We start from the raw sequence: 26,304 nt of genomic DNA, 5'->3' as shown, positions 1-26,304 counted from the left end.
ACCCTGTGCAAAGGAGACGGAAATGTCGGCGACCCAGACAGTCCCACAAGGCAATGATACGGCGATCCAAGTCCAGCTCTACATGAGCTTCGAACTCGGCGACAAGTCGTGGAAGTTGACGGCCAGCGATGGCCGGCGCGGCCCGAGCCGTTTCAGCGTGCACGCCGGCGACACGGCTGCGGTGCTCGACTGCGTGCGCCGCGCCAAGGAGCGCTGCCAGCTCGAACCGCAGGCCCCGGTGCATTCGTGCTATGAGGCCGGCCGCGATGGCTGGTGGCTGCATCGCTGGTTGAGCGGGCAAGGCATTGACAACCTCGTGGTCGACCCGGCGAGCATCGAAGTGAACCGACGCGCCAGACGGGCCAAGACCGACCGGCTCGACGGCGATAAGCTGCTGGTGATGCTCAGGCGCCACCACGCTGGCGAGCGCGTCTGGTCGGTAGTGCACGAGCCCGCGCCCGAGCAGGAAGATGCGCGCCGCACGCACCGTGAACTGGCCCGGCTGAGCCAGGAGCGTACCGCCCACACGAACCGCATCCGCTCCCTGCTGGTGCTGCACAACCTGCGTGTGCCGGTCATCGTCGGCGGGCGCGACTGGGCGGCGTGGTGGGAGCGCCATCGCGAGCAGGTGCCGCCGGTGTTGCGCGGCGAGATCGAGCGCGAGAGCGCGCGGCTGGCGCTGGTCAGGCAGCAGCTCAAGGTGCTGGAAGCGGCGCGGCGCCAGGAACTGGCCGAGGGCAAGCATCCGCTGGTGGCGCAAATGGCACGGCTGCGCGCGATCGGCCCCAAGGGCGCCTGGGTGCTGGTCAAGGAAGTGTTTGGCTGGCGACGTTTCGCCAACCGGCGCGAGCTGGCCGGCAGCCTGGGGCTCACGCCGACACCCTACGACAGTGGCGGCAGTCAGATCGAGCAAGGCATCAGCAAGGCGGGCAACAAGCGAGCGCGCACGATGCTGGTCGAACTCGCCTGGCGCTGGCTGCAGCTGCAGCCCGACAGCCTCCTGACCCAGTGGTTCAACCGGCGCTTTGCCGGCGGCGGCAAGCGCATGCGGCGCGTGGGCATCGTGGCGTTGGCGCGGCGCCTGGCTATCGCGCTGTGGCACTACCTCGAGCACGGCGAGATTCCGGCCGGAGCCTCGCTCAAGCCGGCAGCTGCCTGAAATTCCGGGCAGCACGGGTACCACGCAACGCCTTCGCACGCAACACGTCATCATGATCCAGGGTCGACGCGCCCGGAACGTCGGCGGGTCACGGCACCCCGTGACCGTCTCGCAGAGATGGGGCGCGCCCATAACCGGGGTTTGCCAGCGCGCCTTGCGCGCATGCTGCATGAGGTGCAGGGTGTTGGCGCCCTGCACGGATAGAAGTTCGTTCGGGCACTGGCTCGAACGCTCATCACACCCCGACCCCGGACCAGGATGGCACAGCCATGTCGCGCCAAGGCATCACGCGCTCAACAACCTACAGGAGCCACCATGAAATCCAAGCCCTTCACGTGATCAAAAACGGCTTGACATACAAGTCCCCATAGAAGCCGACGTTCGAATGTCTGCCTGAAAGCGCGTGCGAACGTCCGAAGCGGGCCGGTCACTGCCTAACGGCGAAATACCGCATTGCGGCCACCAGAGGTGGGATTTGAATGACGACTTCACGCCCTGAGTCCGTCCGTCAAGTATTTCGAGGGGGCAGTGCGAGGCTTCCGAGGAGAGGCGAGCCCCGCTTCCTCAATGCATTCAGATGGACGCTCTCGTCGTACAGTGTCCGTGTTTGCCAGCAGCGGTAGAGGATCCGTATCCACTTGAACGCCAATGCCCTGACGGCGGCCTGATACGAACTGCCCTTCGCTCTCTGTTGCAGGTAGTAAGCGCCCGCCCAGAATGACTTGTTAATTGTCTGGCCGGCCCATTCCACGAATGTCTGGCGCAGGAACGTCGGACATTGCCAGCGCCAGTGCACCCAGCATTTCTTGCCACTGCGCTCAGTGACCGGCGCAATGCCGGAATACTTCTGCAGTTCAGCAGCGTGCCTGAAGCGCTCACGCTGCTCGCCGAATGCGGCAAGCAGCCGCGGTGTCAGATGTGGGGCCGCTCCCGGCAGGCATTCAAACAGGGCGAAGGCAGGTAGCGTTCGCGCGACCGTCGCAATCTCGCTGTCGAACACATCGATCCCAGCGAGAGCCGCTCGCAGTTGTGCCACCAGCGCCAACGCGTGCAGCCGGCAGGGTGAGAGGATGCCGGGATCTTCAGTCAGAGGGGTGGCCGAGCGAATGGACTCCAGACGCATTTCGATCAGCCTGGGGCGGCGGCAGTTGTGCGCATGGAAGAACGCCTCAAGGGTACTGCGGTGGGCGCGTTTGACGGCCGAAAGCATCGGCCAACGCGCGATGAAGTCGCAGAACAGTACCGTGTCGATGTGCGCGAACCACTCCGGCGCCTGCGGGTAATACTGTTTGAGCGTATTGCATAAACGGTTGATATGACTCCGCTTGTCAAGAGGGGATCGGTTTTGGGTTTTGAGCTGCCATCTGAATTTCCTGAGGGCGACGTAGCAGTAAATCTCGACGGTGGATCATGCTGATATCCGCGGGTTGGTTACCGCATTACAGAAGTCCGCCCAGCGAGCCTGCCGCTATCTAGTGCCGCAAGTCGAATCAAATCCGTTGCCTAACCGTCTCGCGGGTTGCTCGGGTGCCGGGCTACGCCGCTTTCAGGAAACTCTTGCTCGGGTGGTGAGGTTGATTTACTTGTTGCTCAAGGGTTCGGTCACGCCATGCGCACCTCGGGCCGTACGGAGAGCGACATGGCGAGCTGGCTGATGTCCCAGATGAAACCGGCGAGTTCGCGAGCGACCGCGACCACCGCAATATTCTTCTGCTTGCCGCGCGCGAGGAGCTTCCGGTAGCGCCGGCACAGGCGCATCTGCGCGTCCCAGGCGCGGTCAACGATGGGCTTGGGGATGCCTTCGTGGCGGCGCTGGATTTCGGGGCTCACGCGGGCCGGATGCTGGTAGCTCCAGGCCGCTTCCACCAGCAACTTTCTTGCATAGCTGTTGCCGTTCTTGGTGATGCTGCCCTGACGGCGCTTGTCGCCCGACGAGTGTTCGGATGGCGTCACCCCCAGCCAGGCCATCAGCTGGCGCGGGTGGGCGAAGCGTGACAGATCCCCGAGCTCAGCGAGCATGCCCACTGCCGTGGTGAACTGCACGCCGCGCATCGTCTGCAGGCCCAGCACGGCAGGATAGAATCGCCAGTTGACGACAGCCTCGCGCAACGCGGCCTCCAGCCGGTCGCATTGCGCCAGGCGATCCTCGATCGTGCGCCGATACTCCTCGAACGCCAGTTGCTGCCAGACGCTGTCGAAAGCATAGGCGCTGAGCCAGCGCCGGTGCGCAGGTCCCCAGTCGGCGCGGCCGGCATAGCGCACGCCATGCAAGAGCAGAAAGGCCTTCAGCCGTTGCCGCGCACGCTTACTAAGCCGAAACAAAGTAACCGGACATGGGTCAAGCCGCGTAGCGGACTGACGGATGTTGAAACATGGATCGGACCAAAGCCGGAATCTTTTGCAACGAGCGCAGAACCGCTCGAACACGCTGCTTGAGATGCCCGGGACCTTTGATGGCAAGCTTGCCGATCTTGTGATGTTTGAGATAACCCCATACCAACTCGTCCGGGTTCAGGTCTGGCGAGTAAGCAGGAAGGAAGAACAGACAAAGGCGCCCATCTGATTCCGCGGCAAGCTGCCGGATCGCTTTGCAACGATGTACCGGATGACCATCGGCAATCAGGAAGACAGGCGCATCGGCGGTGAGCATCAGCCGTTTGACGAAGTCGACGTATACGGAGATCTTGAAGCTGCCTTCGAAACACATGAAGCGAAGTTGGCCACGCGGGCTGATCGCTGAGATCAGGTTCACCTTGAAGCGCGCGCCAGTGACTTCGACTACCGGAGTTTGACCGACCGGCGCCCAGGTCGTGCCGCTGTGATAGTCCGATCGTACCGTCGATTCGTCGACGAAGAAGATCTGTGCCCCGACGTGTTTGGCCTGCCCGACAATGGCCGGGTATTCGTCCCGCATCCACGACTCGACCAGTTCAGGGTCGCGTTGGTACGCACGCGCAAGCGGTCGCTGGGGCGAAAGCCCGAGCTTGCGCAGCAGTCGACCGACCGACACCTCGGAGAGCCTGACGTTGAAATGTTCGCGAATCAACTCCCGCACCATGTCTCGCGTCCACAATGCAAACTCGAACTTCATCTGCATGGGGTTCTTCGTTGTGACCGTCTGATAGACGAAGCGGATAGCCTCGGACGACAGCTTCATCGGTCGACCAGGGATTGCCTTGGCTCGTAACGCCTCGATGCCCCCTTCGCGCCAGGCCGCCAACCACTCGTAAATACGCGCCCTCGAGAATCCGAGCGTGCGGATCACGTCCTCCGGCGACTCGCCAGCTTCGACGCGCTTGACCGCACGAATACGGATCTCTTCAAGCGTTGCATGTGAAAGCTGCCGGCCGTCGTCCTCTCGCATCTCGCCTCTCCCTAAACCCCTTAAAGCTTAGACCATGGCGTCGATTTATGTTCGCTTACTTACGCACTGGTTAGTAAGATCGTCCTTGGCGCTGACCCACGCGCGAGCCAGATCGCGGAATGCTTCGTCTTCCACGCTTGGCACGTACACCGCTGACAGGTCGCCGGCGCGCAGCGACCGCACCAGCTTGATCGCATCACGCCGGTCAGTCTTGACCCGATCGCCCGGCTTTTTCGGAATCAGCGACGGCGCGCACACCAGGCAGTCGAATCCCTTCTGCACGAGCTGACGATAAAGTCCATAGCCGCACGGGCCCGCCTCGTAGACGATGCGGATGTGCCGCGCCTTCGATTGCAGGCGCGTACACAGCCGATCAATATCCGTCTTCGTCGTGCCAATCTTGCCGAGCAGTTCGACCTCGCCTGTGCCCAGCGCATAGGCAACCGTGATCGAATCCTTGTGAACGTCGAGCCCTACGTACAGTGTGATATCTTTTTCCACGCTGGCCTCCGTGATGGATATCGCCGGGTGTGGCCCTGTCCACACCGTGCGGCTCTGGCAGAAATACTAACCCGCGTTTGAGTCCTCGCGGCGGGCCAGCCTCTACCTCGCGGAGTCATACTGACTAGCCCGCATTCAGTCCTCGGCACTGCCGGACGCGGCAAAAGCAGATGCGGGTGGAGAACGGCGCAGGCTAGGCAACCGTTTTTACTCGGACAAGGGGCTGGGAACAAATTCATGCAAAATTCGGGAACAAAAGTTTGCAAACCAACGGGAGCCCAGATCGATGCGAGTTCGTGAAGTGCGAATTTGACATAAAAGAAATGATCGATATTTGGTAGGAATCCTATATATCGTTCGGCCATGAACGTTCAATCAATGACGCTAGTGTCGGCCTTCACGTCTGAGCATGAGGCGCTCGGCTTGGGCCCACACACCCACAAACTTTTGCTGCATCGCAAAAGTTGCCCCTCCGCGACGATAGGCGAGCGTGCGGTTCCTGCGAGAAAATCCTTGAGTCGCGCTTCGGCGTGAAGTACCGCATGCAGAGGTGCGGGCGAGTTGCGCGTCATATGGCGCGCGCGGACCGAACTGGCCGCGAGCACGGCCCATTTGGTTCTTTCTACAACGCCGAGTGTTACGATTCAACGGACCATACAACCGCAGACAGAGTCGTTGCAAACACGGACGATGCATTAGCGGGCGAGGCTTGCGGTTGGTATGTCGACCGCTTTGAACGGCGTAATGGCGAATGGCGGGTCGCCCATCGTACTGTCGTACCTGAGGCGCTGTCGAGCTACGTTGCACAGGGCGGCCGGCGCATTGAAGGGCGGCGCTGGGGGCAACGCAACCGTTTGGACAGACTGTATGAAGTTACTAACCAGTGCGTAAGTAAGCGAACATAAATCGACGCCATGGTCTAAGCTTTAAGGGGTTTAGGGAGAGGCGAGATGCGAGAGGACGACGGCCGGCAGCTTTCACATGCAACGCTTGAAGAGATCCGTATTCGTGCGGTCAAGCGCGTCGAAGCTGGCGAGTCGCCGGAGGACGTGATCCGCACGCTCGGATTCTCGAGGGCGCGTATTTACGAGTGGTTGGCGGCCTGGCGCGAAGGGGGCATCGAGGCGTTACGAGCCAAGGCAATCCCTGGTCGACCGATGAAGCTGTCGTCCGAGGCTATCCGCTTCGTCTATCAGACGGTCACAACGAAGAACCCCATGCAGATGAAGTTCGAGTTTGCATTGTGGACGCGAGACATGGTGCGGGAGTTGATTCGCGAACATTTCAACGTCAGGCTCTCCGAGGTGTCGGTCGGTCGACTGCTGCGCAAGCTCGGGCTTTCGCCCCAGCGACCGCTTGCGCGTGCGTACCAACGCGACCCTGAACTGGTCGAGTCGTGGATGCGGGACGAATACCCGGCCATTGTCGGGCAGGCCAAACACGTCGGGGCACAGATCTTCTTCGTCGACGAATCGACGGTACGATCGGACTATCACAGCGGCACGACCTGGGCGCCGGTCGGTCAAACTCCGGTAGTCGAAGTCACTGGCGCGCGCTTCAAGGTGAACCTGATCTCAGCGATCAGCCCGCGTGGCCAACTTCGCTTCATGTGTTTCGAAGGCAGCTTCAAGATCTCCGTATACGTCGACTTCGTCAAACGGCTGATGCTCACCGCCGATGCGCCTGTCTTCCTGATTGCCGATGGTCATCCGGTACATCGTTGCAAAGCGATCCGGCAGCTTGCCGCGGAATCAGATGGGCGCCTTTGTCTGTTCTTCCTTCCTGCTTACTCGCCAGACCTGAACCCGGACGAGTTGGTATGGGGTTATCTCAAACATCACAAGATCGGCAAGCTTGCCATCAAAGGTCCCGGGCATCTCAAGCAGCGTGTTCGAGCGGTTCTGCGCTCGTTGCAAAAGATTCCGGCTTTGGTCCGATCCATGTTTCAACATCCGTCAGTCCGCTACGCGGCTTGACCCATGTCCGGTTACTTTGTTTCGGCTTAGTAAATTGGAAATCTTTGGGTCCGCTAAGCTCCGTGGCACGCAATTGTTATGTCGATGCGGCAGCGGGTGAATGCGTTTGTTTACACAGAACTCGACTTCATGCATGCCGATGTATTGACGTGAGCAGCGTCGATCCGTGGCGCAGTCGTCAGCTCGACCGCCTCATCAGACCAAGCCAGGTAGGGGCAGACCTTCGCGATTATCTGGACGGCGTCGTTTGCGTGGCCGCTTTGCACACAACACAGGTTGTTGGCCGCTTTTCTCGAATCGACCCGTGGTAGCGCCCTCGGCGCCGGTCATCGCGCGAATTACGCGGTCTGATTGTGCGTGAGGCGATGGGTCATCAGCAGGACTTGTCCGTCCTGCCCGTATCGATGCACTTGGAATGCCATCACGTTCGTGGCGGCTCACGACCGGTCAACGCCTGCCACGCTACCACTTACTCACAACAGGACAGCTTGCTGCAAAAGCTCGAGCGCTTTCAATTCGTCCAATTGTCCCGTGCGTGCTTTACCTGCAAGCGTCTTGATCAATGCTTCCGCTATCGGTTCAATACCATGAAGATTGTCCAGGCTGGTCATGCAAGCGAAGGGGACCAGTACCGGGTTTGGCTGCGGTATGGCGGAGGCGGGGAGCGACTCAAGGGTTGCCGGTGTGGTTGCCGCGGCTTCCCCATTACTTTCTTCAAGTGAGTGACTGGCAAGATCGTCGGGGAAATCACTTGCATGATCTTGCGGGCTGACGACGATCGTCTCATTCTCTGCTGCAACATCCGCCGAAACAGGTGAGGGCCTTTCCAGATCGCCCAGGGCGCCCGCCCGCGCGCGCCCCGTGCGCGCCTTCGCATTGGCGAGCTTTCCTGGTACGCCATCATTTTCAGCGGCCGCAAGCGGCTCGTGTTGTTGAACCGATACGCGACCGCGCGAAGCAGGCGTAAGCATACGCGACACCGACTCTGGGATCTCGGCCTCGGAGCGCGGCGTGTCCAACCAGCCAACTGGCAATCCTAACTGCTCCGTGAACCGGTTTGCTTCGACACTGTCCATGCGCTTCTTGCCATGTAGTCGATCGGCTATGTTGAATCCACTCATCTCCATGACCACGCCAAGTCTTACTTTCGATCCGTTGCGACTCGTGAGAACGTGGAGGTTAGCGCGTCGGATGTTCTCCACCTCAGCGCTGTCGCTCAAAGCCAGCGGTTGCTGTTGGGGTGTCTTAGGAGACGTCTTGTATTTCGAAGGCGAAGCTTTGAGCGGCGCGTGAGGTTTAGTCTCTCCGGCCATTTCGCTTCGACTATTCTTGACGGCTCTGGGTGACACGCCAGTTGCTTTCTTTGGCATTTGCGCTTCCTCGGACAAACTATCTTTAAGAAATGATTGCTGATCGACGTTCAGGGCAGAAGCCCGCGTGGTTGCTTCAGGCACGTTTGATTCGTCGTCCGTTTGAATGAAGTCGAGCGGTGACTTCAGACGAGTGATTGTCTCTGCCGCGAGTACGGGATTGGGCTGGTCAAAAAAGCCGTGCGGCAATCCAAGCGTGGTTTCCATGTGAAAGGCGGTCTCGGGCGTGAACCGCTCGCCCTTCATCAGTTCGGCCACGCGCGTCATGTTCGATTCAAGTGCTATCGCGATATTCTCCGCGCCCACCGCATCGACCAGAAACTGAAACGATCTTGTTTTGAAAATTGAGGCAGTCTGGGCGGGGTCTCGAGGAGGCGCCTTCACATACGGTTGTCCCTGCCGGCTGGGCGGGGATTTTTTTTCGTGGCGAGGTTGGCGTTGGCCGCTGTCCCGGGATCCCGCATATCGCCCGCGGGCTTGACTCATAACGTAGGGCTCCATGCGATGTTGATACTCTGAATATCTTGATTATAGAGGCGACGTTGTCATCTAATGCGTCAGTTGCTACATATGCGTCCTCCGCTACCGGCCTCCAGCGCCCAAAAGACCGCCCTCATGCTGTCACATTTCGACGTTAAGCTTTTTCGCCCCCGGTAGTAAGCCCACCGTTGTGGGTGGTCACCGGACGCCCGTCACCGGAACACCTGACGACGATCGTTTCTCTCTTTGCATCAGGAGCATCCCGTGCTGAGCGCCCACGAATTTGCAACATTGATGCTGGTCAAGGACTCCGCCGATCACATTGCCGATCGCGAAGAACTTGGAACATTGCTTGAACGCCAGCTTGTCGCACTGGAGCGACTTGCGGGCGGGGCAGTACGCCCTCGCATCACGGAGGACGGGGAGTCTCTTCTCCGTAACCTTGCTTTTATCAATTGATGAGAGAAAACCGTCGGGTGCCTCTCAGGATTTTCCACCCGCCCGACTCGCAGGCGGTACTGCCTCAACGCAGCGCTTCCAGGCGACGTTGGCAACGTTTGTCGTCTCCACCGCGTCGATAGCTCTGCATGGCCTTGGTGCGGTCCGGGGCAACGCTCCTGTCTTCTGCGCCCCACACGCCTTCCCAGAAAAGGCCGAGATTGTGTGCCGAGGCTTTATGCCCCAGTTCAATGGCCTGCTCGTAAAGCGAGCGCGCGCGGCTCACGTCCACCTGCATGCCTCTTCCGAGGCGCGCGCTATCGGCCAGCGCGGCGGCGGCCATGCCGCGCAGACGACCTTCGGCGGTTTCATCCTTCATCACATCCTCGAGAATCGCGTTACCTCTTCCCAGGTCCGGCTCCGCTCCAGTCGGGGTGACCAGAGAAATGGCCATTGCCAGTCGCCAGGCTGGATGACGGTTCGCGCCAAGGCGCTCGAGTAACCAGCGTCCCAGATCGGGTGCGCGGTTTAACGTGCTGGTGAGCAGCGCATTTGCGATGGCAGCGAGCGACTCCGGTGACAGGAATCCAGTCTTGTTTGCCGCAATGACGTGACGGGAGAACTTTTCGACATCCAGTGTAGGGTCGGCGCGGCGCAACTGATGCCATTCACGCTCGATGGTCCCAACCCAGCTTTCCATTTGCACGGTGAGCAATCCGTTGGTGAAGAATGCACCTGATTCTAGCTCACCTTTTGTCGATTGCAACCTGCGGATCAGATAGAGACTGCACGAAGACCCTGGCGGTGCGATTTTTCTACATAAGTGGTACCGCGATGAAGATCGATGGCTGCAGCGCGGTGCCCGTCATCAGAAGAGCGCGTTGAAAATACCTGGGGCAGTCAACGGGTGGTTGACTACAACGTGAAGGTCCGCGTGAAGTCGGACAACACGGGTGTCGACATTGCGAGTGTGAAGGTGTCGATGAACCCGTTGGACGAAATCGCCGTTGAAGAGGCGGCACATCTGAAGGAAGCCGGCGTGGCGACGGAAGTGGCCGCAATGTCAGGAAACGCTGCGCACGGCGCTGGCGATCGGCGCGTACCGCGCGATTCTGATCGAATCGAATGAAGGCCTGCAGTCGCGAAGCTGCTGAAGGCGCTGGTCGACGAGGAGCAACCGCAACTGGTGAACCCCGGCAAGCAGGCCATCGACGACGATTCGAACCAGACGGGCCAGATGCCGGCTGCGCTGGCGAATCTGCCGCAGGCGACCTTCGCGTCGAAGGTTGTGGTGGCTGACGGCAAGGCGACGACGGCGTCGCGTGAAGTCGATGGCGACGCGGAAACGTTGTCGCTGAAGTTGCCCGTTATGTCGCAGTCCGGACGATAATATTGACTTCATCGCAACGGTGGCTGTTTTATCCCATCCATAAATTGGACGGTCTCGTAGTCACGCACGAGTTTTTCGAAACCGCGGACGACGTCGGCTTCCATCGCGTGAAGACCTTTTTCGCCTTGAAAGTTGGATCTGAAGGCTTGATTGAACCGGTTGTTCAAGTAGGAACTGACTTCCTCAATCTTTTCGGGACTCCCTGAGTTCGTGAAGAGAACTGACCTTGGTGAAGCAGCGTCATAGAAAAGGTTGTGCGGCCACTTGGGTACAAAGTTCGCGGGCCTCTCGTCGGTGATCCACATGGAACCGATAAGCTTAAGCTTCCCTTTCATCCCCTTAGGCGTTATGAACGTCCACACCTTGCGCGGCAGCCGCTCCTGAAGTTCAGCCAGCTTGTGAGTATCGGCGCCAAGTGTACCTATCCGCCCTTCGTTTACATCCGATACGAAGTCTTTCCAGTAGTAGAAGATGTCCAAATCTACTCCGTTCTCAAATTGACGATTTCGGGTCAAACGTCGGGACGGTCGACTGGAGGCCGACGCCTGGCAATTCAGTTCCCAAAGGCGCCTCGAATCTTCGAATGACCGGCGCAGCGGACCTGCAGACGGTGGAAGCGGCTCGCGACACCTGGTACCTCTACCGCTTGAACCGTATCCGGTCGAAGCCATCCGGGCGTACCTGAAGGAACATGAGATTGCACAACCGGTGCCCTACGCATCTTCCCGAAGTCAGTGACTTCGCGCGCCGACGGCTGAAGCCGATGCAGCGTCGCCCGAGTGCGCGGCGACACCCGTTAGAGCGAGCCGGTGTCAAGCAAACAGGCGAAGTCAGGCTTGCAGCATCAGGGTGGGGTGGTAGCGCCACACCTTCGGGTCGGCGCTCAGCAGGGGCATCCCCTCGTGCAGCGCCTGGGCGATCATGAGGCGGTCGAACGGATCCGCGTGATCCGCATGGGAAGGAAGCGTCGAGACTGCCTCCGTATGTTCACCCGTGATCGGCAGTTCGACGAAACCGGACAGGCGGAACGCCGAGCGGGCATCGCGCGGATGCACGCGCAGGTTGCCTTTCGCATGCTTGATGGCAATCTCCCAGATCGCGGCTGCGCTGACCAGCAACGTATTGGCCGGATCCTCGATCAGGCTGGCGGCCTGCGGTGACAGCTGTGGCGCACCTTCGGCGGCCCACAGCGCGATATGCGTATCGAGCAGCACTTTCACGGAGTGAGTCCCTGCTGCGCGCTTGCCTCGAAGTCGGCGGCGATCGCGTCATCGGCGGCGTTGAACGCCTCGATGGTGGCGGGCACGGCCAGGCCGGCCAGCAGGTGCCGCGCGGCGCCGATGCGCCGCGGCGCCGCGAACGGCAGCAGCCGCGCGACGGGCGTGCCGTTGCGGGCGATGATGACCTCGTTTTCCTGGCCGACCTCCAGCCGCTCGACCAGGCTTGATAGTTTCGACTTGGCGTCGTGCATGTTGATCGTGAGCATGGCACCACCTACGTATTAGCTAATCAATATTAGCTAGTATGCAGGCATGGGCCGCCAAAGGCAAGCACCAGCATTACGGACAGGTCGCGGCATCGCATGGTTCAGCAGGCGCAATTTGACATAATTAAGATTCACTTTTCGTGAACGTTTTAGTTAAAATTGTGCGCTCCGGATCCGATTCTGTTTTTCCTGTTGAGCCAACCTACCGCGGGCGGAGCCTGAACAGCGCGGCGCTGCCCGTCAGCACGCGGCAGCGCCCGTCGCAGGCTAACGGACATGCCGGGCAGGGCGCGCATTCGTGGTGACTTTCCCGGATGCGGTCAAGCGGGAACGGCTGCTTCCTCGGTGACTGATTCAGACGGGCAGTTCCTGGCCGGAGATGCCTGAACTGCCACGACAGAATTCTTTAACTTCCCACGCAGGGTGCAGCGATTCGCGCATTGAGCGCCCGGGTTTCGATGTTCCGGTTGGCACACCTTACTCCTGTAAAAGCTCACCATTTGCAAAGATTAACAATTGCAGATTCGCAACTAGTCAGTATGACTCCGCGAGGTAGAGGCTGGCCCGCCGCGAGGACTCAAACGCGGGTTAGTATTTCTGCCAGAGCCGCACGGTGTGGACAGGGCCACACCCGGCGATATCCATCACGGAGGCCAGCGTGGAAAAAGATATCACACTGTACGTAGGGCTCGACGTTCACAAGGATTCGATCACGGTTGCCTATGCGCTGGGCACAGGCGAGGTCGAACTGCTCGGCAAGATTGGCACGACGAAGACGGATATTGATCGGCTGTGTACGCGCCTGCAATCGAAGGCGCGGCACATCCGCATCGTCTACGAGGCGGGCCCGTGCGGCTATGGACTTTATCGTCAGCTCGTGCAGAAGGGATTCGACTGCCTGGTGTGCGCGCCGTCGCTGATTCCGAAAAAGCCGGGCGATCGGGTCAAGACTGACCGGCGTGATGCGATCAAGCTGGTGCGGTCGCTGCGCGCCGGCGACCTGTCAGCGGTGTACGTGCCAAGCGTGGAAGACGAAGCATTCCGCGATCTGGCTCGCGCGTGGGTCAGCGCCAAGGACGATCTTAAGCGTGCGCGGCAACGGCTGAAGGCCTTTCTGCTCTTGCATGGCGTGCGCTATGCCGGCCGCGCCGACTGGGGACCTGCGCACCGGCGCTGGCTCAGCGCCTATGCTTTCGACAGCGTCTGGCAGCAACTGGCGTTCGAGGAGTATCGGCGCACGATCGAGGATCGCCTGGCGCAATGCGACCGGCTGGAGGCCGCGTTGCGCGAGGCTGTCGTCAACTGGCGATTCTATCCTGCCGTGCTGGGCCTGCAGACGATGCGCGGCGTGCAGTTCACCACGGCAGTGGGCATGCTCGCTGAGCTCGGGGATCTGTCACGCTTCGCCCACCCGCGCCAGCTGATGGCCTGGCTGGGGGTGACGCCATCCGAACACTCGTCGGGCGACAAGCGCCGTCAGGGCAGCATCACCAAGAACGGCAACAGCTATGCAAGAAAGTTGCTGGTGGAAGCGGCCTGGAGCTACCAGCATCCGGCCCGCGTGAGCCCCGAAATCCAGCGCCGCCACGAAGGCATCCCCAAGCCCATCGTTGACCGCGCCTGGGACGCGCAGATGCGCCTGTGCCGACGCTACCGGAAGCTCCTCGCGCGCGGCAAGCAGAAGAATATTGCGGTGGTCGCGGTCGCTCGCGAACTCGCCGGTTTCATCTGGGACATCAGCCAGCTCGCCATGTCGCTCTCCGTACGGCCCGAGGTGCGCATGGCGTGACCGAACCCTTGAGCAACAAGTAAATCAACCTCACCACCCGAGCAAGAGTTTCCTGAAAGCGGCGTAGCCCGGCACCCGAGCAACCCGCGAGACGGTTAGGCAACGGATTTGATTCGACTTGCGGCACTAGATAGCGGCAGGCTCGCTGGGCGGACTTCTGTAATGCGGTAACCAACCCGCGGATATCAGCATGATCCACCGTCGAGATTTACTGCTACGTCGCCCTCAGGAAATTCAGATGGCAGCTCAAAACCCAAAACCGATCCCCTCTTGACAAGCGGAGTCATATCAACCGTCTGTGGCAACTGCTCACACCACAAAAGCAAACCCGGCTTGCAGCGAAAGGGGTGATTCTGAAGATCGAACCAGGCGCCTTGTGACCGGCGATCACAGCGCCGGACCGGCGCTGAATCGTCACGTCGCTGGCTATCGCGCTGCATTGCTGTCGGTCGAATGCACCGAAGATCCGGTCGAGCGCCGCCAGGATGGCTTCACGTTCATCCGAAAGAGAACCGATGCGTTTGCCGAGCGCGTTCAGAGGAACTGCACTCATGCCGGGCGTATCAAGGAAACATTTTTCGCCGTTAACCTCGAAAACCGGCAGCAGATCGGATGGTTTGCCCGAAAAAGCGAGATGCTCGACAGGTCGCAGAGGGATCACAATGCGCGTCGGCAAAATCCCAACGTGCGCGCTCTGTATGTCGAGCAGGTACGGCGCGAGTCTCCGCGTCTCTTTGTCGGGGTTGACGTAGAGATCGAACCGCGCCATTAGAACGTCCTGAATTTCGCTAGCGGAAGCCCGTCGCGATCGACCATCGCACTGTAGGCGGCGACCAATTCGGCGTTGTCATCGGCCCAACGGCGAGCCTCCGCCTCCTGAATTTCTTCCCGCACACCGCGCTCGCTCGCTCGCGAAAGGTTAATCCCCAGCTCCTTGGCCCGATCCAGGACTTCAGGCGGCAATGTGACGTTTGTGGACTTGCGCGGTCGAACTTCGAGTGCCTTACCCATGTGCCCATCCACGTTGCATTTTATGTGCATTATGGTCCACACAAGCGACCCGCGGCAAGTCTGCTTGATTCGGACTAGCTGCGTCCTGTTTCCATCAACACCCCGGGCATCCGTCTGATCCATTTTGGATGCGGGATCAACCCGTGACCTTCGTCGCTCCGCCAGCACGGCCGAGTTGGTCCACGACGTCATTTTTCGAAGCACGGTTCAGGTCAGCAAATTGAGTCGTGTTCCTGTTGAGCCGGGTAGTCAGACCTTTGGCGCTTATAGAGACGTACCATCAACAGCGGATCCTTGATGTTTTAAATGCACCACGAAATGGTGATAAATTATATTATGTCAAATCTAAGATTCGCGACCGCGCGGAGCCTGTCACCCGCGATGTCGACCCTCGTGCTAATATTGTGCACATATTGTGCACGGAGTATCGAGATGAACCCGGAACCCGTTCTCATTAGTCCGACCGCAGGCGCCAGCTTCGAACAGTTTATGGCATCGCTGCGTGACCCGGACAGTCCCGCGCCGGTCGTCTCCGCCCGTCGCTTCGGTGAGGCCCTGCATATCGACCTGCAGACGCTGGCCCAGCAGGCGCATGTGCATCGCAATACGCTCAGTCGTCAGCCCGCCTCGGAAAGCGTCCAGCGGTTTCTGCGCGAAGCCCTCCGTGTTATCCGTGCAGCGACGGACATTTGTGGGGACGTGAGCCAGGCCCTGTTCTGGTACAGGAATGAACCGTTGCCTGTATTTGACTACAAGACGGCGGAGCAACTGGTTTCCGATGGCCGGACTGACGACCTCCTTCGCTACGTTTCATCTCTGGAAGCAGGCGCGGCAGGATGATCCTCGCCGCCATTTCCGGCATCACGGCCTACCGGATGCACTCGCCCAAGTGGGCGGTCGCACCTACGAGCGGCGCTGGCGCGGGCAAGCATGGAGGACGGGCAAACCGCATCGGACTTTCCGCCCTCTATCTTGCGCTGGATATCAACACTGCCATACGGGAATATCAGCAGGTCTCGCCATTGATGCCGCCCGGCACGCTCGTCAGTTACCAGCTGACCATCGATTCTGTCGTCGATTTCACCGGTGGGTGTCGGGCCGGCCAATGGGCTGCGCTGTGGGAAGACTTTTATTGCGACTGGCGTGGTTGCCGGTTTAATCAGCGCATCGAACCGCCGAGCTGGGTACTTGGTGACGAAGTTGTGGCTGCCGGTGCAAAAGGGATCATGTTCAGGTCACGTCTGTCGCCGGAGGGTGTGAACCTGGTTCTCTACGTGGATGAGCTCGGGTCGACAGACCGGCTTGAGGTGTACGACCCGCAGCGCGCGCTTCCCCGAGATCAGTCGTCGTGGATAGAAGGCCGTACAGCATATGGCTCCCTCCTCCTAATGGCGCTGCAAACCGACGGCACTCGATATCGCTCCAGCCAGGTCCGACCGGCGAACTGAGAGGCAAGAACTCACTGCAACCGTCCAAAGTCGGCCTTTCCTTACGACCGCTCCAAGAGCCCCGACGGCCACCGATGGTTCGGTTGGCCACGACCAGCGTCCCGCTTGCAACAACGTAGCGTAGCGCCCGTAACTTGGCCCACTTGCGCGGCAGGGATCACTTCGAGCAGTTCTTGGTTCATGCGGCCATTCGATCAACCAGTATCCTTATCGTGGCCTGTTCTGGAGCGGCTATCTAATGCGGAGATTTCCACTCGAGCGTCTTCAATGGGCAGCCTCTAAAAGAATGTGTCGGCCGAAGACCGATTGACGGCCGGGAGGCTTCTTAGCCTTTCCGCACTGTTGTATTTCCCGTCAAATCGGGACACGACACGCTTGCTTGTAACTGAATGTAACCATAGACTGTGGAAAAAATTTACTAGATGTGGTCTCCGGGGAACAATGAAAAAAGCTCTAGCCATCAGCGCAGCGGGTGCGATGCTCGCGGCCTGCGCAACCGTATCTACGCCTCCTCAAGTCAAGGAGGCGCCCACTCCCAGAACCCAGCAACAGGCAGCACAAGCCGTCAGCTTGGTGACTGACGAAGAGGCGGCGGTTAAACGAAAGATCGCCATCGGACGTTTCAGCAACGAAACCCGCTATGGCCGCACCTTCGTCACCGATGCAAATCTTGATCCACTCGGTAAGCAGGCCAGCGACATCCTAGCAAGCCGCCTGGTGGCGTCAAAGCAGTTTCTCGTTTTCGAACGCCCCGATATTGCGAAGGTGGCCGCCGAACAATCTCTTTCGAAAGACGCGGGCCTGATCGGTGTGGACGCGCTGATTCTGGGCTCGGTAACCGAGTTTGGTCGCAGCACCACAGGCAAGGCGGGCTTCCTGAGCGCGACGAAGGTTCAGAATGCTCATGCGAAAGTCGAACTCCGACTGGTCGATGTCAAGACAGGATATGTCTTCTTCTCTGCCTCCGGTACCGGCGAAGCTTCCACCGAGTCGGGAGAGATCGCGGGATTCGGGAGTCGCGCCGACTACGACGGCTCGCTCAATGACAAAGCAATCTCCGCTGCGATCTCCGACGTCATCGGCCGCATGATGACCAAGCTCAAGGAGCGCCCCTGGAAGTCTGACATCCTCAAGGCAGACGGCTCTATCGTCTACATCAGCGGCGGCGCGCTGCAAGGCATCAAGCCCGGTTCAACTCTCCACGTCTACAAGGCGGGCGAGTCGATTCAGAGCGGGCAAACGGGCTTCACGATCACATTGCCCGCGACTCCCATCGCGACCATTCGCGTGACTTCGAATTTTGGCGACAGCGAAGTGAATGAAGGCTCTGTGGCCCTTGTGACAAGCGGGGCCGTCACGAAAGACAAATCTCTGAGGTTGACCCGGTTCGACGGATAGATTTGCAGTTGAGTTTAATGCGGTGTGGCACCTCCCGATAAGATCAAATCGCAGGTTGTCCACGGCCGGGCGGCGGGTCGCCTGTCAAGACCACGACGCTGCCCGGCGGTGGGCAACCCGCGCGACGATAAGCTTTGATTTTGCGCATGCAGGTTTTCGAATTCGAGCGGCGAACAGTAGCCGATGCTGCTGTGGAGGCGGCGTATGTTGTACCAGCTCTCCAGAAACGAGAACAGACGCCGCCTTGCCTGTTCGTGGGTCGCGAAGTGTTCGCGACAGAGCAGTTCGGCTTCGAGCGTGCCGAAGAATGACTCGCACATCGCGTTGTCATAAGCGTCGCCGGTGGTCCCCATCGACGGTTGTACGCCGGCTTCTCGGCAGCGCCGCCCGAAGGCAATGGAGGTGTATTGGGCGGATTCAACCGGTCGTTGCAACACCTTTGATCGAGGAGGTGTTGCAACGACCGGTTGAATCCGCCTTGACAGCCTTGATCGGAATGTAGAATCACACCGTCATGGCGTCGCTGCTGCAACGCCATGTCCAGGGCGCGTAGCATCAGTTCGGTGTACAGATGGCTGGACATCGCCCAGCCGACGACGCGACGGCTGAATACATCCAGCACAACCGCCAGATAGAGGAATCCTTCACCCGTGGGTACATAGGTCGCGTCTGCGACCCACAGCACGTTTGTCGCCTCGGCACTGAAGTGCCGGCGCACCAGATCAGGCGCACGCCGGGCGCCTGCGCGTGGCCGTGTGGTGCGCGGCCAGCGCCGCCGGCTTGCCCCGCACAGACCCGCCATACGCATGAGGCGCGCCACCCGCTTGCGCCCCACGTGTATGCCTTCGCGCGCAAGCTGCGCATGAATACGCGGTGCCCCATACGTGCCGCGCGAGCTTGCATGGAGCGTGCGGATATGCGCGAGCAGTTGCGCATCGCTACGCGTGCGCATCGCGGGCTCCCGCACCAGCCATGTGTAATAGCCGCTCGTCGAGACGCCGAGCAGCCGTGCCATCATCGCGATGGGCCAGCGGGCCCGGTTCGCTTTCATGAATCCGTACCGCCCTTCGGTGGAATGGATCCCGTCTCCCTCGCGAACCAGGCTGCCGCGTGAGAGAGTATGTCGCGTTCCATCTTCAGTTGCCGGACTTCGCGACGCAACCGTGTGAGCTCCTGGCGTTCGGCTGTGGTCAGACCGTCATGCCGCACACCTGTGTCGCGATCAGCCTGCGCCACCCAGTTGTAGATGGTCTGTGCAGTCGGCTCGAACTCCTTTTCCAGTTCCTCCGGCCTGCGTCCGGCCTTCACCAGCCCGACCATTTGCGCCCGAAATTCCGCCGGGTACGGGGTACGATGCTTGGCCATAATCGGCACCTCCTTCTCCAAAGGATAGATGTCCGTTTTTGCGGGTCAACTTCACTCTCTTCGTAGCCGAGTAACCAACAAATGATGCGATCCATTTGCGTGACAACGCTTGCCGTTGCCCTCGCGGGCTGCGCTATGCCCCATAGCCAGGTCGTTTCGGGCAGCGCTCGTCCAACCCTTAGCCTTGTCGGCGCTCCGAGCGACAGCGAACTCGTGCTCGACGGGCAGCTGATCGGACCAGCGAACCAGTACAACGGAGTCAACGGCGTGATGTCTATTGAGGAAGGCCCGCACTCCGTTGAAGTGCGTCACGGCAACGCGGTGCTGACAAAGAAAAGAATCCTGGCTGCCAGCGGAGAAGCGGTCGCAGTGGACGTAACGACTGGAGGGCAATAACAATGAAAGTCTGGAAATTTGCAGTCGTGCTCACGGTAGCCGGAATGACCGCTGCCTGTGCTCCTCAGACGAAATACGCCTGGGGAAACTACGAGTCGTCCTTGTACGAACACTACAAGACGCCAGGCGACACTGCGGCATTTGCTCAACACCTGGCTGATACGATCAGCAAAGCCGAGGCATCGGGGAAGAAGGTGCCTCCGGGAATCTACGCTGAATATGGTCAAGTCTTACTTGAGTCCGGTGACTCGAAGCAAGCTGCTGTCTTCTTCGAAAAGGAGAAGACAGCCTGGCCTGAGTCGACCGTCTTCATGACGACCATGATCAGGGTTGCCTCCAGCACGAAGGAAACGAAGCAATGAGCGCAGCAAACCGCCTCCTGAAGCTCACTCTCGCCGTAACGTCTGTAGTTGCGATGGCAGCGTGCGCGCCAGTTCCCGTCCACAACAATTACACAACGTTCCGGCATGCTGATCCGCATTCGATTCTTGTTGTGCCAGTGATCAACCGCAGCGTCGATATCGATGCGCCAGACTATTTTCTGTCAACGATCAGCCGGCCGTTGGCAGAGCGCGGCTACTACGTCTTTCCGCTGAACCTCACGAAGCGAGTCATGGAGGATGATGGGCTCGGTGACGCGGATCTCGTTCACGCCAACGATCCGACCGTTCTGGGCAAGATGTTCGGTGCAGACTCGGTAATGTACATCACCATCAACCGGTGGGATGCGAAGTATGCGGTTCTCGCGACATCGGTGACAGTAGATCTCAGCTATGCGCTGAAGAGCGGCACCACTGGCGAAACTCTGTGGACGCACAGACAGACCATGGTCTACTCGCCGCAAGCCGCAAACGCGGGTAACCCGCTTGCGACGTTGATAGTAGCGGCAATCACGGCGGCGATCGCCAAGGCGAAGCCGAACTACGTCCCCTTGGCTCAACAGGCAAACGCGATCTCCGTCAATAAAGCCGGCCAGGGACTGCCCGCTGGCCCTTATGACGGTCACTACAAGTCTGACGGCGCGACTTTCTGAGACGATTGGCGCCGTTCGAGAATGAATGTTCCCGCGAGAGCAAACCCGGGAACAATTTCGAGGTGGGACAACCATTAAACTTCTTCCGCGCAATGCGTTATATCCGCGAAGTTGTTGCGGGACGTCGTAGCCGACCCGTTGTCCGCGGTCGAGCCGTCAGAGGTGAAAAGGCAGGTATCGGAGCCCGGCAGACGCTCGGTACGGCCACTCAAGGACAATTGGTCGGCCAGAGCAGTCGCTCACCAAAGTGGCGCGCGGGTTGCCGCGAATGACCGCTACCAGAAAATTCGAATGCCCGTAGTCGGGCCCGCCTCTGACGTTCGATCAGGTTCGGTGAAGGCCTCAGGCTCGTTCAAACCAGCCTGGACATAAAAACAGGCATTGGACTCTCCGGATTTGTTGAAATTGGTGACTTGGCCAGATTGTCGTCGACACGTGCAAAGCAAGGGTCTACGAGAAGCCGACCCTTAACCTCGCGATGCGCGACGCGATCATCAAGACATGCCTTTTTCTGATAACACCAACGGTCTCGACCAACCGGCGCCGACGCGAAGCCTCGCCTGCTCAGGAAAAGATCGCCTCGATATCCGCCGACGCGTCCTTCACCTCATCGAAGTTCAGCGTCGCTTCGATATGCTGCAGATGCTCCAGCATGCATGCGGCGGCACGCGCTTCATCGTGCGCTTCGATCGCATCGATCAGCTCGCTGTGCTCGTGATGCGGGCACGCCGGTGCGTTGGGCTTGTCATAGAGGGTGATGACGAGACAGGTCAACGGAGCGAGTTCACGCATCATCCGCAGCAGGATTTCGTTGCCAATCATCTCCGCGATCAGTACATGGAACTCGCCGGACAGCCGGATGATCGCAGGCCGGTCATTCTGTTTGCGCGCATCGCTTTCCTGCCGCACGTGCTTGTACAACGCGCGTACCTGCGCGGACGTGGCGGTGCGACTCAGGAGCCGGACCATTTCCGGTTCGATGATACGCCGCGTGACGAACACATCCCGTGCCTGCTGGACACTCGGACTTGCGATAAAGGCCCCGCGATTCGGCACCAGCTCGACAAGCCCCTCATGCGCAAGCTTGTTGAGTACTTCCCGGATTTTCGTTCGGCTCACACGCGAGACTTCCGCCAGCCGCTCCTCGATCAACTTGGTGCCGGGTGCAAGGCGATGTTCAAGCACGGCCTTCTGGATGCGTCCGTAGATTTCCTCGTTGGTATACGGCGTTTTGGACGCGACACTCTTACTGGCAGGCATGACGGAGGCTCGGCTCAAAGTGTTTCTCGCAGCTGGGAAATAAATCGATGATAGAACAATCGCGAGCGTTTTTGTGCACATAAATTCGCCGCGTCACTATGCCTGGTTGATCGCCGCGCAGCGTACTCCGATCGTCCCACAAGGCCAACCGTGCAATGCGCCGCCTCATCGTGCGGTCGTTCAGACTTGTGTTTCGTGTGCGGATACTCGTCCGAGATCTGGCGTGAAGCGACGCGCGACCAAATGAATTGGTAACTACTTTGTATACAACAATTTATAAATATGCATTGCGATCTTGGAGCAAGACGCACCGCGCGATGTGCGCTCTGATCGAGCTCATCAATCCCAATTTGGTGCGGGCGCGCACCATCTTCATGCAACTATTGCGGCCGTTCATTTCGTCGCGGTCCCCATGCGCTGGCTCAGTTTGAGGCGACCAAAAACCGGCCGGGAGCACCATCTGATCGAGACATGCGATTGCATACAATTTTCTTTTTTTTGAGTACAAACACACTTATTTATGTTGGCATAAAGATTGCGTCATCAAGCGTCGAGCAAGCACCCTTCCAGCCCTGCTTGCCAGAAGGCTACCCCTGATATGGAAATCATGACGCAACGCACTTTGATTGGCATGTTGACCCCATCTTCCAACACGGTTCTCGAACCGGTCACCTCGACGATACTTTCGGGCGTGCCAGACGTCAGCGCGCATTTCGGCCGCTTCCGTGTGACCCAGATCGCGATGTCCGAGCAGGCGCTGGCACAGTTCGACGACGAGGAGATTCTCGCGGCAGCAACGCTGCTTGCCGACGCCAAGCTCAATGTGATCGGCTGGAACGGGACGTCATCGGGCTGGCTTGGTTTTGAAGCGGACGAGCGTCTATGCCGCAGCATCACCGCGCGCACCGGCATTGCCGCATGCACCTCGGTGCTGGCGCTCAACGAAATTTTCGCCACGACCGGCGTGCGTCGCTTTGGACTCGTCACACCGTATCGCGACGACGTGCAGGCGAAAGTCGTGTCGACCTATAGCGGCGCGGGCTTTGAATGTGTCGGCGAGCGTCATCTGAACAAGCAGGACAATTTTTCGTTTTCGGAAGTCAGCGCGGACACATTGCGCGAGATGGCTCGTGACGTCGCGAAAAGCAAACCCGACGCCATTACGATTTTCTGCACCAATTTGCGCGGCGCGCCGCTCGCCGAAGAGCTCGAAGCGGAGCTCGGCATTCCGGTGTACGACACCATCTCGACGGTGGTCTGGAAAGCGCTGCGGATGACCGGCATCGAGACATCGCGTGTCAAAGGCTGGGGGAGCTTGTTCCGGGAGGTCGCATGAGCGACGCGGCGGGGTTCGACCTTGTGATCCGCAACGCGGATATAGCCACCGCGGCCGACCGCTTTGCCGCCGACATCGGCGTGCGCGGGGGGCGCATCGTCGCGCTGGGCAGCGCACTGGCCCCGGGCGTCAGCGAGATCGACGCGGCCGGGCGGTTAGTCACCCCCGGCGGGGTGGACAGCCACTGTCACCTGGACCAGGACACCGGTGACGACAGCGTGATGGCCGACGACTTCCTGAGCGGCACCGTGTCCGCCGCCTGCGGCGGGACCACCACTGTCATTCCATTTGCGTGCCAGCAAAAGGGGCAAACCCTGCGGGCGGCCATCGATACGTACCATCAACGCGCTGACGGCCGTGCAGTCATCGACTACGCATTCCATCTCATCGTCACCGATCCCACGCCGCAGGTGCTTGAGCAGGAGTTGCCGCAACTGATCGAAGAGGGCTACACGTCGTTCAAGATCTACATGACGTACGACGCGCTCAAGCTCAACGATCGCCAGATGGTCGAATTGCTGGCGCTGGCTCGCGCCCACGGCGCCATGGTGATGATCCATGCCGAAAACGCCGATTGCATTGCGTGGCTGACCGAGGCATTGCTCGAACAAGGCATCACCGCGCCGATCGGTCATGCACTGTCGCGCCCCATGTTGGTCGAACGCGAAGCGACGCATCGGGCAATCAGCCTCGCGCAACTTGTCGACACACCTGTGCTGATCGTGCACGTCTCCGGCCGCGAGGCGATCGAGCAGATTCGCTGGGCGCAGGGCCAAGGTCTCGCGGTCTATGCCGAAACATGTCCGCACTATCTGCTGCTCACCGAAGACATGCTCGAAGACGGCCCACGCGGATATCAATGCATCTGCAGCCCGCCACCGCGCGATGAAGCAAACCGCCAGGCCGTCTGGGACGGTCTCGTGAACGGCACGTTTCAGGTGCTCTCCTCCGACCATGCCCCGTTTCGCTACGACGGCCCGCACGGCAAGCAGGTAGCTGGCGAAAACCCGTCCTTCGATCAGGTGCCCAATGGCATACCCGGCATTGAGACACGTATGGCCTTGCTGATGTCGGAAGGCGTGATGAACGGACGCATCGATATCCATGCCTTTGTCGCGTTGACTGCGACCAACGCCGCGAAACTGTACGGCCTTTATCCGCGTAAAGGTTCGATCGCGATCGGCGGCGACGCCGATCTGGTGATCTGGGATACGGATCGAGCTTTCACGCTCACCAACGATGCGTTGCATCACAACGTCGACTACACGCCGTACGAGGGCTGGCGGATGAAGGCATGGCCAGCGCTGACGCTTTCGCGCGGCGCGGTGGTCTGGGACGGCTCACAACCCTGCGGCACGCGCGGCCGCGGCGAGTTTCTGCCGGCCCTGCGGCCGCAACCCGCACAGCCGCACCGGCCGTTGAACCCGCGTATCGAAGCTCACCGGGTGCTGCCGCGGTTTGCCTTTCCCGCCGTCTATCGCGGGTAAGCAAGGTTCTGCCGCGTAGCGCTCCTTGCGTACTTCGCTGCGTCTCGCACGCTGTCTTAACTCGTAGGTACCTTGATTTTCTCTGGAGAGCCTGATGTCCGAACGATTTTCGCGTCGCCAATTCCTCCACCGTGCCGGCGTGGGCGCGGCCCTGGTGTCGATCGGTTTGCCCCGCTTTGCGCTGGCTGCCGGGCTCACGCTTGACGAGGTCAAGAAGTCCGGCGTCCTGCGCATCGGCTGTGAAGCGACCTATCCGCCGCTGACCTATCGCGACGCGAGCGGCACAATGATTGGCTACGACGTCGATCTTGCCAACGCGTTTTGCCGCAATCTGGGCGTCAAGGCGGAGTTTGTCGACACCGTCTGGGCGGGTGTGATTCCGTCGCTCTATACGAAGAAGTTCGATCTGGTCATGAGCAGTCTGAGCTATACGGCCGAGCGCGAAAAACACGTTGATTTCTCGGTGCCTTACGTCGAAGCGTCGCAGGCGTTGCTGATTCGGGCAGCAGATCAGAAGAGCGTGACCAGTCTTGCCGGGATGAACGGCAAGGTGCTGGGGCTCAAGCTCGGTTCACCGGGTCAGACGCTCGAGCCGAAGCTCGACGCTCAATTGAAAGCGGCTGCCGGAGCGGGCTTCAAAGAAGTGAAAACCTTCGATGACCATCCGGCCGCCTATATTGCGCTAGCCGAAGGCAAAGTCGACGGTGTGCTCAATACCCTGCCGACGCTCGCGCTCGTGCTCAAGAATGCACCAGGAAAATACGCGATCGTCAAGGGTATCGGCGCGGACAACTGGGCAGGCATCGCGGCGCGTACCGACGACACCGCGCTGATCGGCTTTATCGATCAGCAACTGCGCAAATTCAGGAGCGACGGCACGCTGCATGCGCTGCAGCAGAAGTGGTTTGGATTCGACATGAATTTGCCGGACGCGATTCCGGCGCTTACCTGAGAGCCCGGCGCCCATGGACTGGAGCATTATTGTCATGGCCATGCCGATTCTCGCGGTCGGCCTGCTCGCTACGCTGAAGGTCTGCCTCGCGGCAATCGCGATCGGCATTGTGCTCGGCTTCGCGCTGGGCTTTGGTGCGCTTAGCCGCTTCAGGGCGGTCCGTATCGCGGTGCTGGCGTATGTCGATTTCGTGCGCGGCACGCCGCTGCTGGTGCAGATCTTTCTCGTCTATTTTGCGCTGCCGGTCATCGGCATCAACTTCAACGAATATTGGGCCGGTGTCATCGCACTGAGCCTGAATGCCGGCGGGTTCATCTGCGAGATCGTAAGGGCGAGCATGCAGTCCGTCGATCGCGGCCAGACCGAGGCGGCCCAATCGATCGGCATGCGCCATGGCCAGATCATTGTGCATGTGCTCTTTCCGCAAGCGTGGCGGCGCATTCTGCCACCGCTCACCAACGAACTGATCTCACTAATCAAGGGCTCAGCGCTGCTCTCTGCGATCTCCGTGTACGAGCTCACACACGCCGGGCAAGAAATCATAGCGACATATTTCTCGCCGTTCGAGATCTTCCTGCTGATCGCCCTCTACTACTACGCATTGATCTCGGCGCTTGCGTGGCTGTCGCGCTACCTCGAGCGGCGGCTGCCGCAATACTGATTCC

24 protein-coding genes and 4 pseudogenes are annotated in these 26,304 nt (G+C 59.9%); 15 read left to right on the top strand and 13 right to left on the bottom strand.

All coding sequences use genetic code 11. The annotated features are described in order from the left end of the window. The first annotated feature begins 22 nt into the window (after positions 1 to 22). Positions 23 to 1,159: an IS110 family transposase gene (locus OKW38_RS02175; RefSeq protein WP_429359775.1), complete on the top strand. Its 1,137-nt coding sequence runs from the start codon at positions 23 to 25 to the stop codon at positions 1,157 to 1,159. 508 nt (positions 1,160 to 1,667) lie between these two features. On the opposite strand, the gene OKW38_RS02170 is transcribed toward OKW38_RS02175, so the two are convergent. From OKW38_RS02170 to OKW38_RS02155, 4 genes and pseudogenes are all read right to left on the bottom strand, one after another. Next, on the bottom strand, positions 1,668 to 2,369 hold the full coding sequence (locus tag OKW38_RS02170; RefSeq protein ID WP_429359773.1) for a transposase: 702 nt from the start codon (positions 2,367 to 2,369) through the stop codon (positions 1,668 to 1,670). Between the two features lie 392 nt (positions 2,370 to 2,761). Continuing rightward, a pseudogene (locus tag OKW38_RS02165) lies at positions 2,762 to 3,466 on the bottom strand (IS110 family transposase); the annotation flags it as partial. A 31-nt stretch (positions 3,467 to 3,497) separates the two neighbouring features. After that, complete coding sequence (locus tag OKW38_RS02160; protein WP_429359560.1) at positions 3,498 to 4,523, bottom strand: IS630 family transposase; 1,026 nt, start codon at positions 4,521 to 4,523, stop codon at positions 3,498 to 3,500. 75 nt (positions 4,524 to 4,598) lie between these two features. After that, positions 4,599 to 5,024: pseudogene (locus OKW38_RS02155) on the bottom strand (IS110 family transposase); the annotation flags it as partial. 950 nt (positions 5,025 to 5,974) lie between these two features. Here OKW38_RS02155 and OKW38_RS02150 point away from each other — a divergent pair. Beyond that, positions 5,975 to 7,000 carry an IS630 family transposase gene (locus OKW38_RS02150; RefSeq protein WP_429359560.1) on the top strand — a complete coding sequence of 342 codons (1,026 nt, stop codon included), beginning with the start codon at positions 5,975 to 5,977 and terminating at the stop codon, positions 6,998 to 7,000. A gap of 473 nt (positions 7,001 to 7,473) precedes the next feature. Here the strand turns inward: OKW38_RS02150 and OKW38_RS02145 are convergent, their stop codons facing one another. Continuing rightward, positions 7,474 to 8,856 carry a hypothetical protein gene (locus tag OKW38_RS02145; RefSeq protein ID WP_429359771.1) on the bottom strand — a complete coding sequence of 461 codons (1,383 nt, stop codon included), beginning with the start codon at positions 8,854 to 8,856 and terminating at the stop codon, positions 7,474 to 7,476. 258 nt (positions 8,857 to 9,114) lie between these two features. Here OKW38_RS02145 and OKW38_RS02140 point away from each other — a divergent pair, with 258 nt between their 5' ends. Further along, the gene (locus OKW38_RS02140; RefSeq protein WP_429289665.1) at positions 9,115 to 9,309 is read left to right on the top strand and encodes a hypothetical protein; all 195 of its coding nucleotides are present in this window, start codon (positions 9,115 to 9,117) and stop codon (positions 9,307 to 9,309) included. Positions 9,310 to 9,373: 64 nt separating this feature from the next. On the opposite strand, the gene OKW38_RS02135 is transcribed toward OKW38_RS02140, so the two are convergent. Continuing rightward, complete coding sequence (locus tag OKW38_RS02135) at positions 9,374 to 9,988, bottom strand: sel1 repeat family protein (RefSeq protein WP_429332251.1); 615 nt, start codon at positions 9,986 to 9,988, stop codon at positions 9,374 to 9,376. A gap of 144 nt (positions 9,989 to 10,132) precedes the next feature. Between OKW38_RS02135 and OKW38_RS02130 the strand changes: the two are divergent. Continuing rightward, positions 10,133 to 10,660 (top strand): annotated as a pseudogene (locus tag OKW38_RS02130) (electron transfer flavoprotein subunit beta/FixA family protein); the annotation flags it as partial. Between the two features lie 26 nt (positions 10,661 to 10,686). Here the strand turns inward: OKW38_RS02130 and OKW38_RS02125 are convergent. From OKW38_RS02125 to OKW38_RS02115, 3 genes are all read right to left on the bottom strand, one after another. Continuing rightward, the gene (locus tag OKW38_RS02125) at positions 10,687 to 11,157 is read right to left on the bottom strand and encodes a hypothetical protein (RefSeq protein WP_187638694.1); all 471 of its coding nucleotides are present in this window, start codon (positions 11,155 to 11,157) and stop codon (positions 10,687 to 10,689) included. 351 nt (positions 11,158 to 11,508) lie between these two features. Then, positions 11,509 to 11,898 carry a type II toxin-antitoxin system VapC family toxin gene (locus tag OKW38_RS02120; protein ID WP_429332253.1) on the bottom strand — a complete coding sequence of 130 codons (390 nt, stop codon included), beginning with the start codon at positions 11,896 to 11,898 and terminating at the stop codon, positions 11,509 to 11,511. Further along, positions 11,895 to 12,164, bottom strand: coding sequence for a type II toxin-antitoxin system Phd/YefM family antitoxin (locus OKW38_RS02115; protein ID WP_429332254.1), 270 nt, complete (start codon positions 12,162 to 12,164; stop codon positions 11,895 to 11,897). The genes OKW38_RS02120 and OKW38_RS02115 overlap by 4 nt, the downstream gene beginning before the upstream one ends. A 658-nt stretch (positions 12,165 to 12,822) precedes the next feature. On the opposite strand from OKW38_RS02115, the gene OKW38_RS02110 reads away from it, so the two are divergent. Continuing rightward, entirely contained in the window at positions 12,823 to 13,953 is a 1,131-nt protein-coding gene (locus OKW38_RS02110) for an IS110 family transposase (protein WP_090803864.1), read from the top strand. Between the two features lie 283 nt (positions 13,954 to 14,236). Here the strand turns inward: OKW38_RS02110 and OKW38_RS02105 are convergent, their stop codons facing one another. Together OKW38_RS02105 and OKW38_RS02100 are read right to left on the bottom strand one after the other, a co-directional pair. Continuing rightward, the gene (locus OKW38_RS02105) at positions 14,237 to 14,722 is read right to left on the bottom strand and encodes a CcdB family protein (RefSeq protein WP_429359770.1); all 486 of its coding nucleotides are present in this window, start codon (positions 14,720 to 14,722) and stop codon (positions 14,237 to 14,239) included. Continuing rightward, a complete protein-coding gene (locus tag OKW38_RS02100; RefSeq protein ID WP_244145174.1) occupies positions 14,722 to 14,964 on the bottom strand; it encodes a type II toxin-antitoxin system CcdA family antitoxin in 243 nt (80 codons plus the stop codon). The genes OKW38_RS02105 and OKW38_RS02100 overlap by 1 nt, the downstream gene beginning before the upstream one ends. Positions 14,965 to 15,396: 432 nt before the next feature. Here OKW38_RS02100 and OKW38_RS02095 point away from each other — a divergent pair, with 432 nt between their 5' ends. The 3 genes from OKW38_RS02095 (at position 15,397) to OKW38_RS02085 (ending at position 17,810) form a co-directional block, all read left to right on the top strand. Further along, complete coding sequence (locus OKW38_RS02095) at positions 15,397 to 15,804, top strand: DUF2384 domain-containing protein (RefSeq protein WP_187630312.1); 408 nt, start codon at positions 15,397 to 15,399, stop codon at positions 15,802 to 15,804. Then, on the top strand, positions 15,801 to 16,412 hold the full coding sequence (locus tag OKW38_RS02090; protein ID WP_429359768.1) for an RES family NAD+ phosphorylase: 612 nt from the start codon (positions 15,801 to 15,803) through the stop codon (positions 16,410 to 16,412). Before OKW38_RS02095 ends, OKW38_RS02090 begins: the two co-directional genes overlap by 4 nt. Before the next feature lie 441 nt (positions 16,413 to 16,853). Then, positions 16,854 to 17,810, top strand: a complete 957-nt coding sequence (locus tag OKW38_RS02085) for a CsgG/HfaB family protein (RefSeq protein ID WP_429359766.1) — start codon at positions 16,854 to 16,856, stop codon at positions 17,808 to 17,810. Positions 17,811 to 17,956: 146 nt separating this feature from the next. Here the strand turns inward: OKW38_RS02085 and OKW38_RS02080 are convergent. Then, a pseudogene (locus tag OKW38_RS02080) lies at positions 17,957 to 19,175 on the bottom strand (IS3 family transposase); the annotation flags it as partial. Between the two features lie 81 nt (positions 19,176 to 19,256). On the opposite strand from OKW38_RS02080, the gene OKW38_RS02075 reads away from it, so the two are divergent. From OKW38_RS02075 to OKW38_RS02065, 3 genes are read left to right on the top strand one after another with little or no spacing between them, the layout of a single operon-like run. Next, the gene (locus OKW38_RS02075) at positions 19,257 to 19,571 is read left to right on the top strand and encodes a hypothetical protein (protein WP_187630310.1); all 315 of its coding nucleotides are present in this window, start codon (positions 19,257 to 19,259) and stop codon (positions 19,569 to 19,571) included. A 2-nt stretch (positions 19,572 to 19,573) separates the two neighbouring features. After that, positions 19,574 to 19,933 (top strand): DUF4810 domain-containing protein, encoded by a 360-nt coding sequence (locus OKW38_RS02070; RefSeq protein WP_187630309.1) that lies wholly within the window; start codon positions 19,574 to 19,576, stop codon positions 19,931 to 19,933. Then, a complete protein-coding gene (locus tag OKW38_RS02065; RefSeq protein WP_429359764.1) occupies positions 19,930 to 20,604 on the top strand; it encodes a DUF799 domain-containing protein in 675 nt (224 codons plus the stop codon). The genes OKW38_RS02070 and OKW38_RS02065 overlap by 4 nt, the downstream gene beginning before the upstream one ends. 564 nt (positions 20,605 to 21,168) lie before the next feature. Here OKW38_RS02065 and OKW38_RS02060 read toward each other — a convergent pair. Beyond that, the gene (locus tag OKW38_RS02060) at positions 21,169 to 21,945 is read right to left on the bottom strand and encodes a GntR family transcriptional regulator (RefSeq protein ID WP_429359763.1); all 777 of its coding nucleotides are present in this window, start codon (positions 21,943 to 21,945) and stop codon (positions 21,169 to 21,171) included. A 526-nt stretch (positions 21,946 to 22,471) separates the two neighbouring features. Between OKW38_RS02060 and OKW38_RS02055 the strand changes: the two genes are divergently transcribed. From OKW38_RS02055 to OKW38_RS02040, 4 genes are all read left to right on the top strand, one after another. Continuing rightward, positions 22,472 to 23,200, top strand: coding sequence for a maleate cis-trans isomerase family protein (locus tag OKW38_RS02055; protein ID WP_429359761.1), 729 nt, complete (start codon positions 22,472 to 22,474; stop codon positions 23,198 to 23,200). Beyond that, positions 23,197 to 24,687, top strand: coding sequence for a dihydropyrimidinase (hydA, locus tag OKW38_RS02050; RefSeq protein ID WP_429359759.1), 1,491 nt, complete (start codon positions 23,197 to 23,199; stop codon positions 24,685 to 24,687). Before OKW38_RS02055 ends, hydA begins: the two co-directional genes overlap by 4 nt. 94 nt (positions 24,688 to 24,781) lie before the next feature. Beyond that, on the top strand, positions 24,782 to 25,639 hold the full coding sequence (locus OKW38_RS02045; protein WP_429359757.1) for a transporter substrate-binding domain-containing protein: 858 nt from the start codon (positions 24,782 to 24,784) through the stop codon (positions 25,637 to 25,639). Positions 25,640 to 25,673: 34 nt separating this feature from the next. Next, a complete protein-coding gene (locus OKW38_RS02040; RefSeq protein WP_262421591.1) occupies positions 25,674 to 26,300 on the top strand; it encodes an amino acid ABC transporter permease in 627 nt (208 codons plus the stop codon). The last annotated feature ends 4 nt before the right edge of the window (positions 26,301 to 26,304 follow it).

The sequence above is a fragment of the Paraburkholderia sp. MM5496-R1 genome, assembly GCF_050436205.1.
GTDB classification, from domain to species: domain Bacteria; phylum Pseudomonadota; class Gammaproteobacteria; order Burkholderiales; family Burkholderiaceae; genus Paraburkholderia; species Paraburkholderia tuberum.
The sequence above is the reverse complement of the archived record's forward strand: the minus strand, read 5'-3'. Positions and strand labels throughout refer to the sequence as shown.

Excerpts from the sequence above, each read along its gene's own strand:
- OKW38_RS02175 (WP_429359775.1), top strand. The coding sequence starts at position 23 with ATGTCGGCGACCCAGACAGTCCCACAAGGCAATGATACGGCGATCCAA.
- OKW38_RS02170 (WP_429359773.1), bottom strand. The coding sequence starts at position 2,369 with ATGCTTTCGGCCGTCAAACGCGCCCACCGCAGTACCCTTGAGGCGTTC.
- OKW38_RS02160 (WP_429359560.1), bottom strand. The coding sequence starts at position 4,523 with ATGCGAGAGGACGACGGCCGGCAGCTTTCACATGCAACGCTTGAAGAG.
- OKW38_RS02150 (WP_429359560.1), top strand. The coding sequence starts at position 5,975 with ATGCGAGAGGACGACGGCCGGCAGCTTTCACATGCAACGCTTGAAGAG.
- OKW38_RS02145 (WP_429359771.1), bottom strand. The coding sequence starts at position 8,856 with ATGAGTCAAGCCCGCGGGCGATATGCGGGATCCCGGGACAGCGGCCAA.
- OKW38_RS02135 (WP_429332251.1), bottom strand. The coding sequence starts at position 9,988 with ATGGAAAGCTGGGTTGGGACCATCGAGCGTGAATGGCATCAGTTGCGC.
- OKW38_RS02115 (WP_429332254.1), bottom strand. The coding sequence starts at position 12,164 with ATGCTCACGATCAACATGCACGACGCCAAGTCGAAACTATCAAGCCTG.
- OKW38_RS02105 (WP_429359770.1), bottom strand. The coding sequence starts at position 14,722 with ATGGCGCGGTTCGATCTCTACGTCAACCCCGACAAAGAGACGCGGAGA.
- OKW38_RS02100 (WP_244145174.1), bottom strand. The coding sequence starts at position 14,964 with ATGGGTAAGGCACTCGAAGTTCGACCGCGCAAGTCCACAAACGTCACA.
- OKW38_RS02095 (WP_187630312.1), top strand. The coding sequence starts at position 15,397 with ATGAACCCGGAACCCGTTCTCATTAGTCCGACCGCAGGCGCCAGCTTC.
- OKW38_RS02090 (WP_429359768.1), top strand. The coding sequence starts at position 15,801 with ATGATCCTCGCCGCCATTTCCGGCATCACGGCCTACCGGATGCACTCG.
- OKW38_RS02085 (WP_429359766.1), top strand. The coding sequence starts at position 16,854 with ATGAAAAAAGCTCTAGCCATCAGCGCAGCGGGTGCGATGCTCGCGGCC.
- OKW38_RS02075 (WP_187630310.1), top strand. The coding sequence starts at position 19,257 with ATGATGCGATCCATTTGCGTGACAACGCTTGCCGTTGCCCTCGCGGGC.
- OKW38_RS02070 (WP_187630309.1), top strand. The coding sequence starts at position 19,574 with ATGAAAGTCTGGAAATTTGCAGTCGTGCTCACGGTAGCCGGAATGACC.
- OKW38_RS02065 (WP_429359764.1), top strand. The coding sequence starts at position 19,930 with ATGAGCGCAGCAAACCGCCTCCTGAAGCTCACTCTCGCCGTAACGTCT.
- OKW38_RS02060 (WP_429359763.1), bottom strand. The coding sequence starts at position 21,945 with ATGTGCACAAAAACGCTCGCGATTGTTCTATCATCGATTTATTTCCCA.
- OKW38_RS02055 (WP_429359761.1), top strand. The coding sequence starts at position 22,472 with ATGACGCAACGCACTTTGATTGGCATGTTGACCCCATCTTCCAACACG.
- hydA (WP_429359759.1), top strand. The coding sequence starts at position 23,197 with ATGAGCGACGCGGCGGGGTTCGACCTTGTGATCCGCAACGCGGATATA.
- OKW38_RS02045 (WP_429359757.1), top strand. The coding sequence starts at position 24,782 with ATGTCCGAACGATTTTCGCGTCGCCAATTCCTCCACCGTGCCGGCGTG.
- OKW38_RS02040 (WP_262421591.1), top strand. The coding sequence starts at position 25,674 with ATGGCCATGCCGATTCTCGCGGTCGGCCTGCTCGCTACGCTGAAGGTC.